Raw genomic sequence first — 15,441 nt, 5'->3', positions numbered from 1 at the left:
TGACAATGACGCCTAATATCCGCCAAGGCAATGGTGGTTTGTCGAGGTGACAGACGAAGCCGCCCGGCACGGTCAGAACTTGTCTGCCGCGGTCAATGGAACTAGGGTCGGGAACCTGATTCGCGCGGCCGAATATGTCCTGTACTTTGAAGCGGGCACCAAGACGGTCTTGCGAACGCACGCCGCATCAAGCTGACGGCGACCCCCGCCGCAGCGGCCAAGGCATAACAAGGAGTGGAGACGGCCACGATGGGATGCCCGAAACGTGGTGGCGAGCAGGCACCAACAGAAACGGGAATCCGGTGAAGCGGGCGCTGATCACCGGAATCACCGGCCAGGACGGCTCCTACCTCGCCGAATTGCTGCTTAGCAAGGGATATGAGGTCCACGGGCTCATCCGCCGGGCGTCGACGTTCAACACGGCGCGGATCGATCACCTCTACGTCGATCGGCACGACCCTGATGCACGGCTGTTCTTACACTATGGCGATCTCACCGACGGCACCCGGTTGGTGACATTGCTGAGCACCATCGACCCCGACGAGGTGTATAACCTTGCGGCGCAGTCGCACGTGCGCGTCAGCTTCGACGAGCCGGTGCACACCGGCGACACCACCGGTATGGGGTCTATCCGACTACTGGAAGCCGTCCGGCTTTCCGGGGTTCAGTGCCGCTTTTATCAGGCGTCCTCGTCAGAGATGTTCGGCGCGTCCCCGCCGCCCCAGAGCGAGCAGACGCCGTTCTGTCCACGATCGCCTTATGGCGCGGCAAAGGTGTACTCGTACTGGGTGACGCGCAACTACCGAGAGGCGTACGGACTGTTCGCGGTGAACGGCATCTTGTTCAACCACGAATCACCGCGGCGCGGCGAGACGTTCGTGACCCGCAAGATCAGCCGAGCCGTGGCGCGGATCAAGGCCGGCCTCGAGTCGCATGTCTACCTGGGCAACCTCGACGCTGTTCGCGACTGGGGGTATGCACCCGAGTATGTCGACGGAATGTGGGGGATGCTGCAGACGTCCGAACCGGAAGACTTCGTGCTGGCGACTGGACGCGGCTACACGGTGCGCGAGTTCGCCCAGACTGCCTTCGACCATGCCGGGCTCGACTGGGAGAAGCATGTGCGATTCGACGAGCGCTATCTGCGTCCCACCGAGGTGGATTCGCTGATCGGCGATGCGACCAAGGCCGCCCAAGTGCTGGGGTGGAAGGCTTCGGTACACACCGCTGAACTGGCGCGGATCATGGTGGACGCGGACATCGCCGCCCTGGAGTGTGAAGGCAAGCCGTGGATCGACAAGCCGATGCTCACCGACCGGACATGCGGACGAGAATGAACACCTTCACCGGCGTCCTCGACCGTGCCGCTCCGGTGTATATCGCCGGGCACCGCGGGCTGGCCGGGTCCGCGCTGTTACGCAGATTTCAAGCCGAGGGGTTCACCAATGTCGTGGTGCGCTCACACCGGGAACTCGACCTGACGGATCGGGCCGCGACATTCGACTTCATTGTGGAGTCGCGTCCTCAGGTCATCATCGACGCCGCGGCCAAGGTGGGCGGCATCCTGGCTAACAGCACGTACCCCGCGGATTTCCTGTCCGAAAATTTGCAAATCCAGGTCAACCTGCTCGACGCCGCGGTGGCCGCGCGGGTGCCGCGGCTGCTGTTCCTCGGCTCCTCCTGCATCTATCCGAAGTTCGCCCCGCAGCCGATCAAGGAAAGCGCGCTGCTCAGCGGCCCGCTGGAGCCGACGAACAACACCTACGCGATCGCCAAGATCGCCGGGCTCCTTCAGGTCCAGGCGGTGCGGAGCCAACATGGCCTGGCCTGGATCTCTGCGATGGCAACTAACCTCTATGGACCCGGTGACAACTTCTCGGCGTCCACGTCGCACCTGCTGCCGGCGCTCATCCGCAGGTATGAGGAGGCCAGAGCCGGCGGCGTGCCGAAGGTGACGAACTGGGGCACCGGAACTCCACGCCGCGAACTGTTGCATGTCGACGATCTGGCGAGCGCGTGCCTGTATCTGCTGGAGCACTTCGACGGACCCAATCCCGTCAACGTGGGCACCGGTGTCGACCACAGCGTGCGCGAGATCGCCCAGATGGTGGCCAGCGCGGTGGGTTACAACGGCGAAACCGACTGGGATCCAACCAAACCGGACGGAACACCTCGCAAACTGTTGGATGTGTCGGTGTTGCGAGAGGCGGGTTGGCAATCCCGGATCACGCTGCGCGAGGGCATCGACTCCACGGTCGCGTGGTATCGGGCCAACGCCGGCGCGGTACGGAAATGACGGCGTGCATTGCGGCGGCCGTGCCTGGGGACGCCGTGCTCGTGTGCTGAGCCTGCTCTCCGCGACATCGACGTCACCGCGACGACACCCCGAACACTGCCGCGGTAATGTCAATCTCGGCGACGCCCCGGATAGGAAAACGTGAGTCTTCTCAGCAAGATCGCGATGTGGGCCGAGTTGTTAGGCAGCGGCGAGGCCAAGCAGCGCATGCTCATCGGACGGCAATTGGCTTGGCGGGTGCGTGAGCTGGAATCGATCAACGACTTCGCCGACGTGGAATTCTCGGTGTTCAGCCAGTTCGGCGACGACGGGATCATCCAATGGCTGATCCACCGCCTGCCGGGCCTCAGTGAGACGTTCGTCGAGTTCGGGGTGGGGTGCTACCAGGAGGCCAACACCAGATTTCTTTTGTTGAACGACAATTGGCGCGGGCTGGTCCTGGACAGCTCCAGACGTAAAGTCCATGCCATCAGGCGCGACCCGATTTCGCTGCTGCACGATCTGCAGAGCGTCTGCGCCGTCGTGACCGCCGAGAACATTGACCAATTGATGCTGGACCACGGATTCGAAGGCGACATCGGGCTTCTGCACATCGACATCGACGGCAACGACTATTGGGTCTGGCGCGGGCTGACAGCGGTGCGCCCCGGAATCGCCATCATCGAATACAACAGCGTATTCGGGGCGGAACGCGCGATCACCGTCCCGTACGACCCGAAGTTCAGCAGAGCGGGACGCTTCGGCAATCTGTATTTCGGCGCGTCCCTGCCGGCGCTGTGCGACCTGGCCCGGACCAAGGGATACGACTTCGTCGGCAGCAACCGCGCGGGCAACAACGCCTACTTCATCCGATCCGACCTGCCCCACGGCCTCAAGCCGTTGACCGCCGAAGGCTACGTGGTGTCGAAGTTCGTCGATTCCCGCGACGCCAAGGGCCGGCGCAACCACCTGCGCGGGGAGCAGCGGCTGGCTGCGCTGCGCGGGGCGCCGGTGGTCAACACCCGGACGGGCGCCCAGGAGGAGCTCTGATGAACGGAGGTCACTCCGGCTTGCGTAGCACAACCATGTCTTGGTAGGCGTCTTGGTAGGGACTGGAAGCCGTTCTGCCGCACCAGCTTCCCCACAACACATCACCCACCTGTTCGAGGCCGGCGTCGTCGACGGCTTGATCCCAGCCTTCCTGCGGAAGTGCGATGGCAGCCTCGGGCACGAAGGGGGTGATCACGATCAGGTCGTCATGTGGACGAAACGGCAGAGCCGACTTGCCCTGCGCAACCAACTCCTGCGATTCCTGATTCCACACATAGAGGGTGAGCAGTGCGCGCCCGCCGGGGGTAAGTACTCGTGCGGTCTCCGCGAGGTAACGAGCCACCTGGGGTATAGGCATGTGGGTGAAGAGCGATGACGCGAAGGCCAACTCGAAACTCGCGTCGGGGTAGGGGAAGGTGAACTCCTCGGCCTGTACCGTGCCCTTCGGGTTGTACATCTTGTTGTAGATGTCGGCGCGCTGGAAGCGGAAGTTGGGATGCGACGCGTAGTGCTCCGAACACCAGTGAACCTCGGCGACATTGATGTCGAAGCCCTCATAGCTCCCCTTGGCCGGGTCGAGAAATGTGGTCAACGGACGGGCCACGCGGCCCATTCCGCAACCCATGTCAAGGACGCGGTAGTGCGGTTCAAGCTGGCCGTAGTCGCGCAACAGGCCTAAGAACTGGTCACCGGATTCGCGAAATGGGCCGGGTGCCGCGGGGTTTCGAGATCCGCCGCCCACCATGCGGCGTGGCGGGACCAGCGGGTCGCTACGGCCGTTGAGCTTGTCCAACACGTCACTTGGGGCATACCGCACGAATAGCCCGGCCTTGATCAGGAGAGGCACCGGGACAAATCTGAGGAAAGAGTCAACAAGCCGGGACGCAACCACGTGGCACAACGTACACTGCGCGACGACGGTGGCGCCAATTCGAGACGCCCGGATGAGCGTTCAGGCCGGCTCGCGAAGCGGGAGGCCGGCAGCACGGTAGATCGCATCGATGACCGTCATGTTCTCGACGGCGTCTTGCGGGGTGGTCTTCACTGGTTCGCCGCGCAGCACCGCGCCGGCGAACGCGTCGAGCTGATACGCGTAGGACGCTCGGCGCGGGAACCGCTCCACCCGTTTTCCCTCGGCCGATCGAACCGAGAGCCGATGGAAAGAGTGCGGCAACACCGGGTTGAGCACATGCAGCTCGCCTTTGTCGCCGACGACGCGAGCACTGATCTGCATCAGATCGGTCGACCACATCGAGCAGCGCACCCGGCCGGTGTGCCCGTCGGCGAACCGCACCTCGGCCGTCATGGCGCGGTCGATCTGGGGATCGCGCAGTTTCGCCTGCGCGGAAACGACTTCCGGGGTCGAACCGCCGAAGGTGCGGACCATGTGCACCGCATAGCACCCGGCGTCCATCGTCGCTCCGCCGGCCAGCGAGTAGTTGTAGCGGATGTCGGAGAACTTGGGCAGCGGGAAGCACAGGTTGCCCTCCACCCGGGTCAGCTTGCCCAGTTCGCCCGAGGCGATGATCTCCTCAGCGCGCAGCGTCAGCGGGTGATAGCGATAGTGGAATGCCTCCATCACCACGCGACCGGAATTCTCGGCGAGTTCGGCGATCTCGCGCGCTTCGGCGGCGTTGGCGGTGAACGGCTTCTCGCACAGCACGTGCTTGCCGGCGGCCAATGCCGCCCGGGTCCACCGACCGTGCAGGCTGTTCGGCAAGGGGTTGTACACCGCGTCGAGGTCCGGGTCGCTGATCAGCGCGTCGTAACTTTCATGTACCCGGGCAATGTCGTGCTTGGCGGCGAAGGCCTCAGCACGCGATGCATCGCGTGCTGCCACCGCAGCCACCACAACCTCGGCATTTCCCTTGGCGGGTTTGACAAGCGCCAAGGGTGCGATACGAGCGGCGCCCAGGATACCGATCCGGACCTGTCGAGACACGGACCGACGCTAGCACCTGCCGCGGGCCATCGATGCGGGAAGGGCGCGGGAAGGGTTTGGTACGGCGGTCGCGGATGAGAACCCTGCCGGTAACGGCGGTGACTGTGGCTGTCCCTTACCGGCCGGAGGCGAAGAGCCGGTCCAGGACGGCCCGGCCCGCGCGGTCGTCGGCGTGCACGACCGCGACGTCCCAGTAGTGATATCCGCGTTCGGCATACCGCCTGTCCAGGACCGCGGCCGTGGCCGGCACCTCATCGATCGGCATCGCTTGAACCGGCCTGCCGAAGTTGTCCCAGATGCCCACATATGAGTACCCGGCGGTCTGCAGCTCCCCCCACACCACAGTCGGGTCCGGCACCCCGGCCATCCGGATCAGGTCCGGGTAATACTCGAAAAACAGCAACGGGCGGGTATTCGCGTAGGCTCGCGCGAGCGCCGGGACCAGAATCGTGTCGTAGCCTTCCGTGTCCGACTTGACCAGCCTGATCGGCGGCAGTTCGGGGTGACGGTCCGGCAGCTCGGCCACCGTCAGCGCGGCGGCCGCCCCGCCGGTGCCGCCCTGGGCGAAGCGGGTGTCGCCGCCCTTACGGACCGCGCCGAGACCGGAGGCCTTGGCCGCGTCGGTGAGCAGCAGGCCGAACTCGATCACGCAGCGGTCGTCCGACCCGACGTTGCGCTCTAGGTACGGCAGGTACTCGGGATCTCCCTCGATGCACAGGATGCGGGCGTCGACTTTGGCGAGAAGCTGCCTGGCGGAGTCTCCGATATTGGCTCCGACGTCGATGACGCCCAACGGCTTGTCGGTCTCGGCGAGGCCGACCGCCAGGTCGATCAGATTCTGACCGTAGGTGGGGAACAGGCGGGCGTAGTCCGGAAGCCGGTGATACCACGGCATCGCCAGTGAAACGCCTTGCACGTCGCGGATGACGGTGCGCGTTCCGAACCAGTGACGAACCGTGCGGTAGGAGAGTTCCAGTGCGAGCTGCCTAAACAACAGGCGATTGCTCATAGCTTTGCGTCCAGATCCACCCGCAGATGGTAACCGACCTTCGGTGTGCGTCTGCCTTTGCCGCAGAGAGCCCCGGGTTGTGCGGCCTTGCCGCAGCGCCGTCGTGTGCAAGCGGGCACCGCCGGGAGCGGCGGCAGAGAAGCCGGCGCTGGCACCCGGTGGTCATCTCCAGCACGATTCTCGGCCCGGTTCGAGGGTGCCGGCGGCTCGGCATCGGGAGCCGTTGGGAGAAGGATTTTCCTTAGGGCAGAACACTTTTCATGCTCGATACGCCGCAACCCGACGACGCGGCCGGCATCGTGAAGCCCGGGGGTGCCGCGGCCGGGTGGGTTGACTCATTCATCGCGGTGACCGTGGCGTACCTTCTGAATGTCCTTCTTCCGGGCTTGACGATGCCGCGGGAGATATCCAGGAGGTTTGATACTGTGCTGTGCCGGATGAGCGCTGTCGTCAACGCAATGGAGGCAGTGGTGGGCGCCGAGCGCATATGAAAGTCGCATTCGATCACCAAATCTTCGCTATTCAGCGATACGGCGGTGTGTCGCGATATTTTTTCGAGCTGGCAAGCCGCCTACCTGCCGACACGGTGTCGGAGGTGTCCGTCGTCGCGCCTTTCTATATGAATGCCTATCTGGCGGCTGAGTCCGCCCGCGGCTTCACCCACGGCAAGTACGTGCCGTACACGTTCAAAGGCGCTCCGGTTCTCGTCGAACTTGCCAACCAGGTCGCGGCACCGTTCGCGTGGTCGAAGTCCGACGCGGACATCCTGCACGAGACCTGGCACCCCTTCAAGCCCGTCGGTAAGGCGCGACGCCGGGTTGTGACGATCTTCGACATGATCCACGAGCTGTTCAAGCCGCCCATGGCCAAACTCGCGATCGCCGCCAAACGCGCGTCCGTCAATCGCGCCGACCATGTGATCTGCGTCTCCGAAAGCGCGCGCCACGACCTCGTGCGTCTCTACGGCATCGACCCGGCCCGCACCAGCGTTGTGCACCTTGCCTGTTCGCTGCCGGTGCAGGAAAACACCACGACAGTCGACAGCGGCAGGCGCAGGCCCACGCTCCTTTACGTCGGGCGTCGCGGGGGATACAAGAACTTCGACACGCTGCTGCGCGCCTACAGCAGTTCGCCGGTACTGCGGGATTTCGAGTTGATCGCCTTCGGCGGCCCCCCGTTCCTGCGCGACGAGCAGAAAGAGATCAGCCGGCTGGGAGTCACTGACCGGGTGCGCTTCGAGTCCGGGTCGGACGAGGAGCTGGCGGCTCGCTACCGGACGGCCGCCGCATTCGTCTATCCCTCGCAGTACGAGGGTTTCGGGATCCCCCCGCTCGAAGCGATGAGCCAGGGCTGCCCGGTCGTGTGCAGCAATGCGGGCGGAATTCCAGAGGTGGTCGGGGATGCCGGCGTCTTCTTCGATCCGGATAACCCCGAGGAGCTGCGCACGGCTCTGGAACGCGTGGTGACGACGGAGAGCCTGCGCACCGATCTGCGCGAGCGTGGCTATGCACGGCTCCCTGCGTTCTCCTGGGACAAGAACGCAGCGGAGACGGCCCGGATCTATCGCGAAATCCTGTAACACTGTGGTCTGCCGGTTTGTCGCCCAGATCGATAGGGTCCGGCTGGCGGCCGATACGAATCCGACACCGGTGTCACCCCTTTCTGCCCGATCTGGGTTGAGGCGCCTGCCCCTGATAATTGGTGACCCGGGGGCGGGGATGGAGAGACTGGTGTTCTCGCTGCCTTCGACGCGGCACCTGACGGTGAGTAGGGCGCGGTGCGTGGGCGCCGCCGGCAGGCCACCAGGCTCTAGATACACGGGCGCTGTTGGACCTCGTCAGAGGGTGTAGTTGAGGCTGGTCATCATGCCGGCTTCTTGGTGATACGTGTTGTGGCAGTGCATCATCGTGCATCATCCAGCCACCGCCGCTCCGCTGGCCGCAGCGGCGAACAGGAATGTTCGCCGGTTTACAGAGGTCAGATGCAAGGGTGATGCGGTCACAGCGACGGCGCCGCCCAGTAATGGCTACTCACAATAGTGACTCCTTTATACGGTGCTCGCCGGCCCGGCCGATGGCCCAGTGACGCGACGTGCCGTCAGCGGCCTCTAGATAAGCTCGCTGATCCGTCGCGCCACCGGTGCATGTCGGTCTCGAATAGTACGGGTGTGCCCATTCGGGCGGCGTCCAAACTGTCGTCGGCCATTGGTGTTCGCCGTTGTAACAGTTTGTCCGCCTATTAATTTCCCCGCCGAGCAGTTAGCGAGGGGGCATGGGCATGTTCGGCATCGGGCTCATGCTCGGCATGTTCGGCATCGGGCTCATGCTGGTGGAAGGCATCGAGCTCATGCCCGGCATGTTCGGCATCGGGCTCATGCTGGTGGAAGGCATCGAGCTCATGCCCGGCATGTTTTTCATGCTTTCTTTCATGTTTTTCATGTGGTTTTCCATGTCCTGCTTCATTTGTTTGATGTCGGCTTCCATCGAGGCGCAACCGTGGGTCCGGGCGTTGTACCAGCTCGGCGGCGCAAAGAGCAGCCACAGCCCGGCGGTGATGATGAAAATCCCGGCTGCGATGCCGGTGATGGCAAAGGTTCGGTAGACCCAGGCCCACGCTGAGCCGGTGGGGGCGGTGTCTGCCATTGGTCGCTCCTGCTCTGTCATTGAATTCCTCCTAATCTGTTGTAAAGCAATGCATCCCGTTGTAGCAGGCGGCGGGTGCGGTGTCGATACATTCAAGGACTGGTGGCCGCGCTTCGGACCTCCAGGTGATGACCGCGGTCGAGACCGCGTAGGGCCAAAGCGGCGGTGATGCCGACGAGAACCAGCCCTGCCCAGATGAGTTCGCTGACGCCGAGGTGTCGTGCGGCACCCATGATGGAGCCGGTGGCCAAGTGCGGAGCAGGATTCCGACGCCAACGATGGTGTTGTAGAAGCCGTAATGCGTTGCAACCAGCCGGCCTCGGGCCAGCGCGACCACGGTGTCCATCTCGAACGGGAAGACCGCGGCCGCGCCGACGGCCAGCATCGTCGCTGACACCAGCAGTGCGGCGACTGCTGGGCCGACCCCAAAGCGCTGCCCGTCGGGAACCAGTGCTAACGGCAGAAACGACGCAGCCAGGATGGCCATGCCGATAACCAGGCTGCGCCCGGAGCGCCAGCGCGCGGAAAACCAGCAGGTGATGCGTAGTTGTCCGGCGACGGCCACGATCCCCGACACCAGGAAAATCCCTGCCCCGACGGCGGTCTGGGAATGCGGCGCCAGCAGCGAGGCCTGCAGCGGCAGGGGCAGGTAAACCTGGAATGTCAACACATACGAGCCGATCATCGCCGCGAGCGAACAACAGGAAGGACCGGTTACCGGCGACGACACGCCAGTCGTCGAGTATCGAGGTCTTCTCCGGTGGCCGATCGGCATTGTGCTGGGGCAGCACCAGCAGTTGGGCGACCGTGAGCACGGCGAACACGGCCGCGGCCCCGGCTGCGGTGATTGGGAAGTCGAACACCATCAGCGCCAGTCCGACCAGCGGGCCCAGCAGGATGCCCGCCTGGTAGAAGATATTGAACAGGGCGAACGCCTCGACGCGGCGATCACCGGCGTCAGCGGCGAGGTAGGCGCGCACCGCCGGATTGAACAACGCCCCCGCGAAACCCGTTGCCGCCGAGGCGAGAAGGACCGCAGGCAGTGAGTGGGCGACCGCCAGCAGGGCGAACCCGCCGGTGCGCAGCAGGCAGCCGGCCACGATCAATGGTTTGTAGCCGAGCCGATCGGCCAGCGTCACGCCGACGACGAACATGCCCTGCTGGGAGAAGTTGCGCACACCGAGGACCAGCCCGACAGCCCATGCCGCCAAACCGAGCGGGCCGGCCAGATAGGCCGCCAGGTAGGGCATCAGCATGTAGAAGTCGATGTTGATGCCGAACTGGTTGATCATCAGCATGCGGCTGGGCATGTCGAAACTGCGGAACTGCGCCACCAAGGTCATTGCCGTGTCACTTCGGCGGGGTCGACGACTGCCGAACACCGCGTCCACGGTTGCACCACCGCGGCGCCGGGGTGGGCGATGACGGCCGGCTCATCCGACAGAAGGTGATCGAGCAGGTTGTGGTCGCGGCAGTAGTCGTCGCTGTAGATGCTGTCGACGTAGCGTTGCGGCCTGTCGGGGACAGACGATCGGCCATCAGGAGGTCACCCGCCGCCGCCCGTCCACCATCCCGGTCTCCCGCCGCCGCAGCAAGATTTTGTGCATGGACTGCGATCCCGCAAACCTCTCGACCCTCGCATGCGCAGGGCCGAGTGCTCGGCAGCCGGCACGCGAGGTTGCAGGCGACCCGGAAACGAATGGGGGCAACTCCGTAACACGGCGTCTTGGACCCAAGCCACGGTGTGCAAAGCAGTGGCAAACTAAGTGTGTCCGTCACCTTTACTCTTCAGAGGAGTTCTGTGGGATTCACTCGAACTGGCCTCTTGAGCCTTCTGATGGCTAGCGCACTGGCGTTATCGGGATGCGGTGGCAAAACTAACACCTCCTCAGGATCGTCGGTGAAAGTGGACTGCGGCGGCAAGGAGGAACTCAACGCCGGTGGCGCGACCGCACAACAGAACGCGATCCAACGATTTGTCTACGTCTATGCCCAGGTGTGCCCCGGTTACACGCTGGACTACGAGGCAAATGGCTCCGGCGCCGGGGTGGAGCAGTTCATCAAGAGCGAGACAGATCTGGCGGGTTCCGGCGTGCCATTGGACCCGTCGACGGGTGAACCCAACAAGGTGGCGGCGCGATGTGGGTCCCCGGCGTGGGAGCTGCCGGCGGTGTTTGAACCGATCGCGGTCACCTATCACATCAGCGGCGTGAGCTCGCTGAACCTGGACGCGCCCACGATGGCGAAGATCTTCAACGGCTCCATCACCAGGTGGGATGATGCGGCGATCAAGGCGCTCAATGCAAGCACCAATCTGCCCTCAACGCCCATCCGCGTCATCTTCCGCAGCGACCAATCCGGTAGCTCAGCCAACTTCCAGCGTTACCTCGGGGCAGCATCCAACGGTGCCTGGGGTAAAGGCGACGGCCAGACGTTTCAGGGCGGCGTCGGTGTCGGCGCCGACGGGGATAATGGCGTGACGGCAACCCTGCAGACCACCGACGGATCGATCACCTACACCGGGTGGTCGTTCGCGTTGGGCAAACAGTTGAACATGGCCCAGATCATCACCTCAGCGGGTCCGGATCCGGTGTCGATCACGACCGAGTCGGTCGGCAAAACGATTGCCGGGGCCAGGATCACGGGGCAGGGCAATGACCTGGTGTTGGACACGTCATCGTTCTACAGGCCGTCGCAGCCGGGTGCGTACCCGATCGTGGAGCCCACCTATCAGATCGTCTGCTCCAAGTATCCGGATCCCGCGACGGGCACCGCGGTAAGAGCGTTTATGCAGACGATGATTGGTCCGGGCCAAGACGGCTTGGCGCAATATGGATCCATCCCGCCGCCGAACTGGCTCCAGTCGCGGCTAGCGACAGCGGTGAATGCTATCTCTTAACCACGTTAGGGAGTTCGATGGCAGGCGTCAGTGAGCCGAGTTCACGGGTGGGTTCGCTTTTTGGGCACTATCGGCTGATGCGGTTGCTGGGTCGCGGCGGGATGGGCGAGGTCTACGAGGCCGAGGACACCCGCAAACACCGGGTGGTGGCGCTGAAGCTGATCTCGGAGCAATTCTCCGCCGATCCGGTGTTTCGCGAGCGGATGCAACGCGAGGCCGACGCCGCGGGCCGGCTGACCGAGCCGCATGCGGTGCCGATCCATGATTACGGCGAGATCGACGGGCAGCTGTACTTGGACATGCGGCTGATCGATGGCGTTTCTCTGCGCAGCATGTTGACGCGCGACGGTCCGCTGCCCCCAGCACGGGCGGTGGCCATCGTGCGCCAAGTCGCCGCTGCGCTGGACGCCGCACACGCCAGCGGCGTGACGCACCGCGATATCAAACCGGAAAACATCCTGATCACCGGCGACGACTTCGCCTATCTGGTGGATTTCGGTATCGCCCGTGCCGCCGCCGATCCAGGGCTGACCCACACCGGGATGGTGATGGGAACTTATTACTACATGGCCCCGGAGCGGTTCACCGGCGCAGAGGTCACCTATCGCGCCGATATCTATGCGCTGGCCTGCGTGTTGGCCGAGTGTTTGATGGGGTCACCTCCGTACCGGGCCGACAGCATCGAAGGGGTGATCGGCGCGCATCTGATGGAGCCTGCCCCGCGGCCCAGTCAGCTGCGACCAAGGACGGTTCCGGTGGCGCTAGATCAGGTGATCGCCAGAGGTATGGCGAAAAGGCCCGAAGATCGCTATCGCAGCGCCGGCGAACTGGCCGCCGCCGCCCACAATGCCCTCACCGCAGCCGAGCAGGACCAGGCGGCCGCAATTCTGCAGCACCGCGCGAAAGCAGCTCCGCCGACCGATGCCGCTGATACCGGACTGGACAGCACCGACGCCGCAACGCAGGCCAGAGCATGGTCACGAATGTCAAGCTCACCCACCGCCCAGCCCAGCGGAACACCGCCCGGCGCCGGCAGCAGGCGCAGCCGACTCAACACCCCGCCCTCCGTCAGCCCTGCGGGCCCACCCAACTTCACTCAATCACCCGAAGCACGAGTCGAGCCGCGCCACAAACGCAAGCGGACCCTCATCGGCGGGGCCGCATTGCTAGTGATCGTCGCCACCGGCGTCGCCGTATACCTGGTAACGCGGGGACCGCACCCCTCGATGTCGGAGTCCGGGCAGACTGTGGTGCCGTTCACCGGGCTCGACTTCTTCTCCCCAGGTGGGGTGGCACTGGATAACGCCGGCAGCGTGTACGTCACCAGTCAGAGCATGTATGGGCGGGTGGTGAAGTTGGCCCTCGAGTCGCACACCCAGACTGTGCTGCCGTTCACGGGCCTTTACCAGCCGCAGGGGCTGGCCGTAGACGCCAACGGCACCGTGTACGTCGCTGACTTCAACAACAGGGTGGTGAAGCTGGCGGCGGGGTCGAGCACCCCCGCGGTGCTGCCATTCACCGGCCTGAACTACCCGCAGGGGATCGCGGTGGATGCAGCCGGCAACGTATATGTCGCCGACCGGGGCAACGACCGAGTAGTGAAGCTGGACGTCAGGTCGAACACGCAGGCTGATCTGCCGTTCACCGGCCTCAATCATCCAGATGGTGTGGCGGTGGACGCCTCCGGCACGGTCTATGTCACCGATTCCGACAACGACAGGGTGCTCAAGTTGAATCCGGGGTCGAGCACCCCGACCGAGCTGCCCTTCACCGGCCTTGCTGTGCCCTCGGGTATCGCGGTAGACACCGCTGGCGCCGTTTACGTCACAGACCACGAAACCGGCAAGGTGGTGAAGCTGGATGCCGGGTCGAGCACCCCGAGGGTATTGCCGTTCACCGGTGGCCATCCGATGGGCGTGGCGGTGGACATCGCCAGAAGGAAGGTATTTGTCGCCGACAACGGCAGGGGCAGGGTGGTGGAGCTAGCAGCGAATTGAACGGGGCCCTCCCAGCCCAGCGCGTGAGGAGCGACTTTCGACAATGTGTTAAGTGATGTAGAACGTCTGGCTGATGCCAAATCTTCACGCGGTTCACATTCTGCCGATCTGGGTTGAGGCGCCTGCCCCCTGATGATTGGTGACCCGGGGGCGGGGATGGAGAGACTGGTGTCCTCGCTGCCTTCGACGCGGCACCTGACGGTGAGTAGGGCGCGGTGCTGCGCCGTGAGGGGGCTGTATTCCAGCCGCATCACCGAGTGGTGCAAAGCCCGCGACGCGGGCGCGTTGGCTGGCGGCCCCGTGCGGGCGCAAGCGCAGCCGCGTGCGTTGAGTGCCGCCGAGCAGCAGACGATCCTCGATGTGCTGGACAGCGGCCGGTTCGTCGACGTCGCAGGGGCTGAGGGGGGCCACCTTGCTCGATGAAGGTGTCTACCTGGGCTCGCAGTCGACGTTTTATCGGCTGCTGCGCCAAGCCGGCGTGGTGCGTGAGCGCCGCCGGCAGGCCACCCAGCCAGAGTTCGGGTCAGCACCCCAAATGCGGTGTGGTCGTGGGATATAACGAAATTGCGCGGCCGGGCGAAGTGGACCTACTACTACCTGTATGTGATCGTGGGTATTTTCTCGCGGTACGTCGTCGGCTGGATGGTCGCCAGTCGCGAATCGGCTGCGCTGGCCGAGGTGCTGATCCGCCAGACCTGCGCCCGGCAAGGCATCGACCGTGACCAGTTCCATGACCAGCAAGCCGGTGGCGTTCTTGCTCGCCGATCTTGGTGTTACCCAGTCACATTCGCGACGCACGTTTCCAACGATAACCTGTTCAGCGAGGCCCAGTTCAAGACGTTGAAGTGCCGGCCCGACTTCCCCGGCCGGTTCGGCTCATCGAGGAAGCTTGATTTGACTGCCAGGTCTTCTTGGGTTGGTATAACGATGAACATCGCCGCAGCGGGCGGGGCCCGCATACCGCCGCTGACGTGCACTACGGCCTGGCCGAGGCAGTCCGCGACAAACGTGCCGGCGTACTCGACGCCGCCTGCACTGCACACCCGGAACGGTTCGTCCGCAGACCGCCCGAACCGCCGAAGATCCCTGAAATCTCCTGGATCAACCGACCCGGCCATCCACAGAAGGACGCTCAGCAAATACCGCGCAACGGTGCCTCATTCAGGTTGATAGTTCCGTTCCTCAGCAATTGCATCGCCGGCCCACAACAATAATCGTGATCCACGAAGGCAGCGATAGTTCGTATGACGCACCCAGAGCGCGAGTCGAACACCGGAGGCTCCGCAAACTCCAGTGGTGCGCGAAATTCGTTGCTGGTAGCGACACGTGAAAAGGGGTGGGCTCCGGCGGGATTCGGTTAACCGAGACCTCGACGAGAGCCAGTCGAGGTGCTCAGTCGTTGCACGTGCAATCGGGGTGACCACACTGGCAACGTGCAGCCTGGGTGCAACTGGAGTCGCCGCACGTGCAGCCGGTGGATTTACAACAGCAAGAGTTAGCTTCTTTCATGCGCATAACAATACCCCGGTATGGTATATGGGTCAACCACGCGGCAAGCATCACGAAAAGTGCCCGCGAAACGCCCTCGGTGCATCACTTAAGAATGCCCGCGAAATGGTTGATCCTC

The 15,441-nt window shown here is 64.0% G+C and carries 13 protein-coding genes and 2 pseudogenes; 10 read left to right on the top strand and 5 right to left on the bottom strand.

All coding sequences use genetic code 11. The annotated features are described in order from the left end of the window. Window positions 1–302 precede the first annotated feature (302 nt). From gmd to AWC07_RS02775, 3 genes are all read left to right on the top strand, one after another. Window positions 303–1,337: a GDP-mannose 4,6-dehydratase gene (gmd, locus tag AWC07_RS02785; protein WP_036411501.1), complete on the top strand. Its 1,035-nt coding sequence runs from the start codon at window positions 303–305 to the stop codon at window positions 1,335–1,337. After that, complete coding sequence (locus tag AWC07_RS02780) at window positions 1,334–2,296, top strand: GDP-L-fucose synthase family protein (protein ID WP_036411503.1); 963 nt, start codon at window positions 1,334–1,336, stop codon at window positions 2,294–2,296. The genes gmd and AWC07_RS02780 overlap by 4 nt, the downstream gene beginning before the upstream one ends. 141 nt (window positions 2,297–2,437) lie before the next feature. After that, window positions 2,438–3,325 (top strand): FkbM family methyltransferase, encoded by an 888-nt coding sequence (locus AWC07_RS02775; RefSeq protein WP_036411505.1) that lies wholly within the window; start codon window positions 2,438–2,440, stop codon window positions 3,323–3,325. A 10-nt stretch (window positions 3,326–3,335) separates the two neighbouring features. On the opposite strand, the gene AWC07_RS02770 is transcribed toward AWC07_RS02775, so the two are convergent. From AWC07_RS02770 to AWC07_RS02760, 3 genes are all read right to left on the bottom strand, one after another. After that, entirely contained in the window at window positions 3,336–4,172 is an 837-nt protein-coding gene (locus tag AWC07_RS02770) for a class I SAM-dependent methyltransferase (RefSeq protein WP_051507896.1), read from the bottom strand. 105 nt (window positions 4,173–4,277) lie between these two features. After that, a complete protein-coding gene (locus tag AWC07_RS02765) occupies window positions 4,278–5,267 on the bottom strand; it encodes a Gfo/Idh/MocA family protein (RefSeq protein WP_036411507.1) in 990 nt (329 codons plus the stop codon). A gap of 115 nt (window positions 5,268–5,382) precedes the next feature. Continuing rightward, window positions 5,383–6,276, bottom strand: coding sequence for an FkbM family methyltransferase (locus tag AWC07_RS02760; RefSeq protein WP_036411508.1), 894 nt, complete (start codon window positions 6,274–6,276; stop codon window positions 5,383–5,385). A 260-nt stretch (window positions 6,277–6,536) separates the two neighbouring features. Here AWC07_RS02760 and AWC07_RS02755 point away from each other — a divergent pair, with 260 nt between their 5' ends. Then, a complete protein-coding gene (locus AWC07_RS02755) occupies window positions 6,537–6,767 on the top strand; it encodes a hypothetical protein (RefSeq protein ID WP_036411510.1) in 231 nt (76 codons plus the stop codon). Further along, complete coding sequence (locus tag AWC07_RS02750) at window positions 6,764–7,855, top strand: glycosyltransferase family 4 protein (RefSeq protein WP_036411512.1); 1,092 nt, start codon at window positions 6,764–6,766, stop codon at window positions 7,853–7,855. Before AWC07_RS02755 ends, AWC07_RS02750 begins: the two co-directional genes overlap by 4 nt. A 258-nt stretch (window positions 7,856–8,113) precedes the next feature. On the opposite strand, the gene AWC07_RS29675 is transcribed toward AWC07_RS02750, so the two are convergent. Continuing rightward, entirely contained in the window at window positions 8,114–8,182 is a 69-nt protein-coding gene (locus AWC07_RS29675; protein WP_139829506.1) for a multicopper oxidase domain-containing protein, read from the bottom strand. A gap of 365 nt (window positions 8,183–8,547) precedes the next feature. On the opposite strand from AWC07_RS29675, the gene AWC07_RS02745 reads away from it, so the two are divergent. Then, a complete protein-coding gene (locus AWC07_RS02745; RefSeq protein ID WP_036408842.1) occupies window positions 8,548–8,877 on the top strand; it encodes a hypothetical protein in 330 nt (109 codons plus the stop codon). A 133-nt stretch (window positions 8,878–9,010) separates the two neighbouring features. Here the strand turns inward: AWC07_RS02745 and AWC07_RS02740 are convergent. Further along, window positions 9,011–10,261: pseudogene (locus AWC07_RS02740) on the bottom strand (MFS transporter). A gap of 458 nt (window positions 10,262–10,719) precedes the next feature. Between AWC07_RS02740 and pstS the strand changes: the two are divergent. The 4 genes and pseudogenes from pstS to AWC07_RS27925 all read left to right on the top strand — a co-directional run. Then, window positions 10,720–11,817 (top strand): phosphate ABC transporter substrate-binding protein PstS, encoded by a 1,098-nt coding sequence (gene pstS, locus AWC07_RS02735; RefSeq protein WP_036408839.1) that lies wholly within the window; start codon window positions 10,720–10,722, stop codon window positions 11,815–11,817. Between the two features lie 17 nt (window positions 11,818–11,834). Then, window positions 11,835–13,814, top strand: a complete 1,980-nt coding sequence (locus AWC07_RS02730) for a serine/threonine-protein kinase PknD (protein WP_036408836.1) — start codon at window positions 11,835–11,837, stop codon at window positions 13,812–13,814. A 333-nt stretch (window positions 13,815–14,147) separates the two neighbouring features. Next, a pseudogene (locus AWC07_RS26505) lies at window positions 14,148–14,950 on the top strand (transposase); the annotation flags it as partial. 308 nt (window positions 14,951–15,258) lie between these two features. Then, a partial coding sequence (locus tag AWC07_RS27925) for a hypothetical protein (protein WP_208622343.1) occupies window positions 15,259–15,441 on the top strand: 183 nt, incomplete at its 3' end.

Source organism: Mycobacterium gastri, from assembly GCF_002102175.1.
GTDB lineage: Bacteria > Actinomycetota > Actinomycetes > Mycobacteriales > Mycobacteriaceae > Mycobacterium > Mycobacterium gastri.
Note: the sequence above shows the minus strand (reverse complement) of the source record. Positions and strands in the feature narration are given on the sequence as shown.

Excerpts from the sequence above, each read along its gene's own strand:
- AWC07_RS02780 (WP_036411503.1), top strand. The coding sequence starts at position 1,334 with ATGAACACCTTCACCGGCGTCCTCGACCGTGCCGCTCCGGTGTATATC.
- AWC07_RS02760 (WP_036411508.1), bottom strand. The coding sequence starts at position 6,276 with ATGAGCAATCGCCTGTTGTTTAGGCAGCTCGCACTGGAACTCTCCTAC.
- AWC07_RS02755 (WP_036411510.1), top strand. The coding sequence starts at position 6,537 with ATGCTCGATACGCCGCAACCCGACGACGCGGCCGGCATCGTGAAGCCC.
- AWC07_RS02750 (WP_036411512.1), top strand. The coding sequence starts at position 6,764 with ATGAAAGTCGCATTCGATCACCAAATCTTCGCTATTCAGCGATACGGC.
- AWC07_RS02745 (WP_036408842.1), top strand. The coding sequence starts at position 8,548 with ATGGGCATGTTCGGCATCGGGCTCATGCTCGGCATGTTCGGCATCGGG.
- AWC07_RS02730 (WP_036408836.1), top strand. The coding sequence starts at position 11,835 with ATGGCAGGCGTCAGTGAGCCGAGTTCACGGGTGGGTTCGCTTTTTGGG.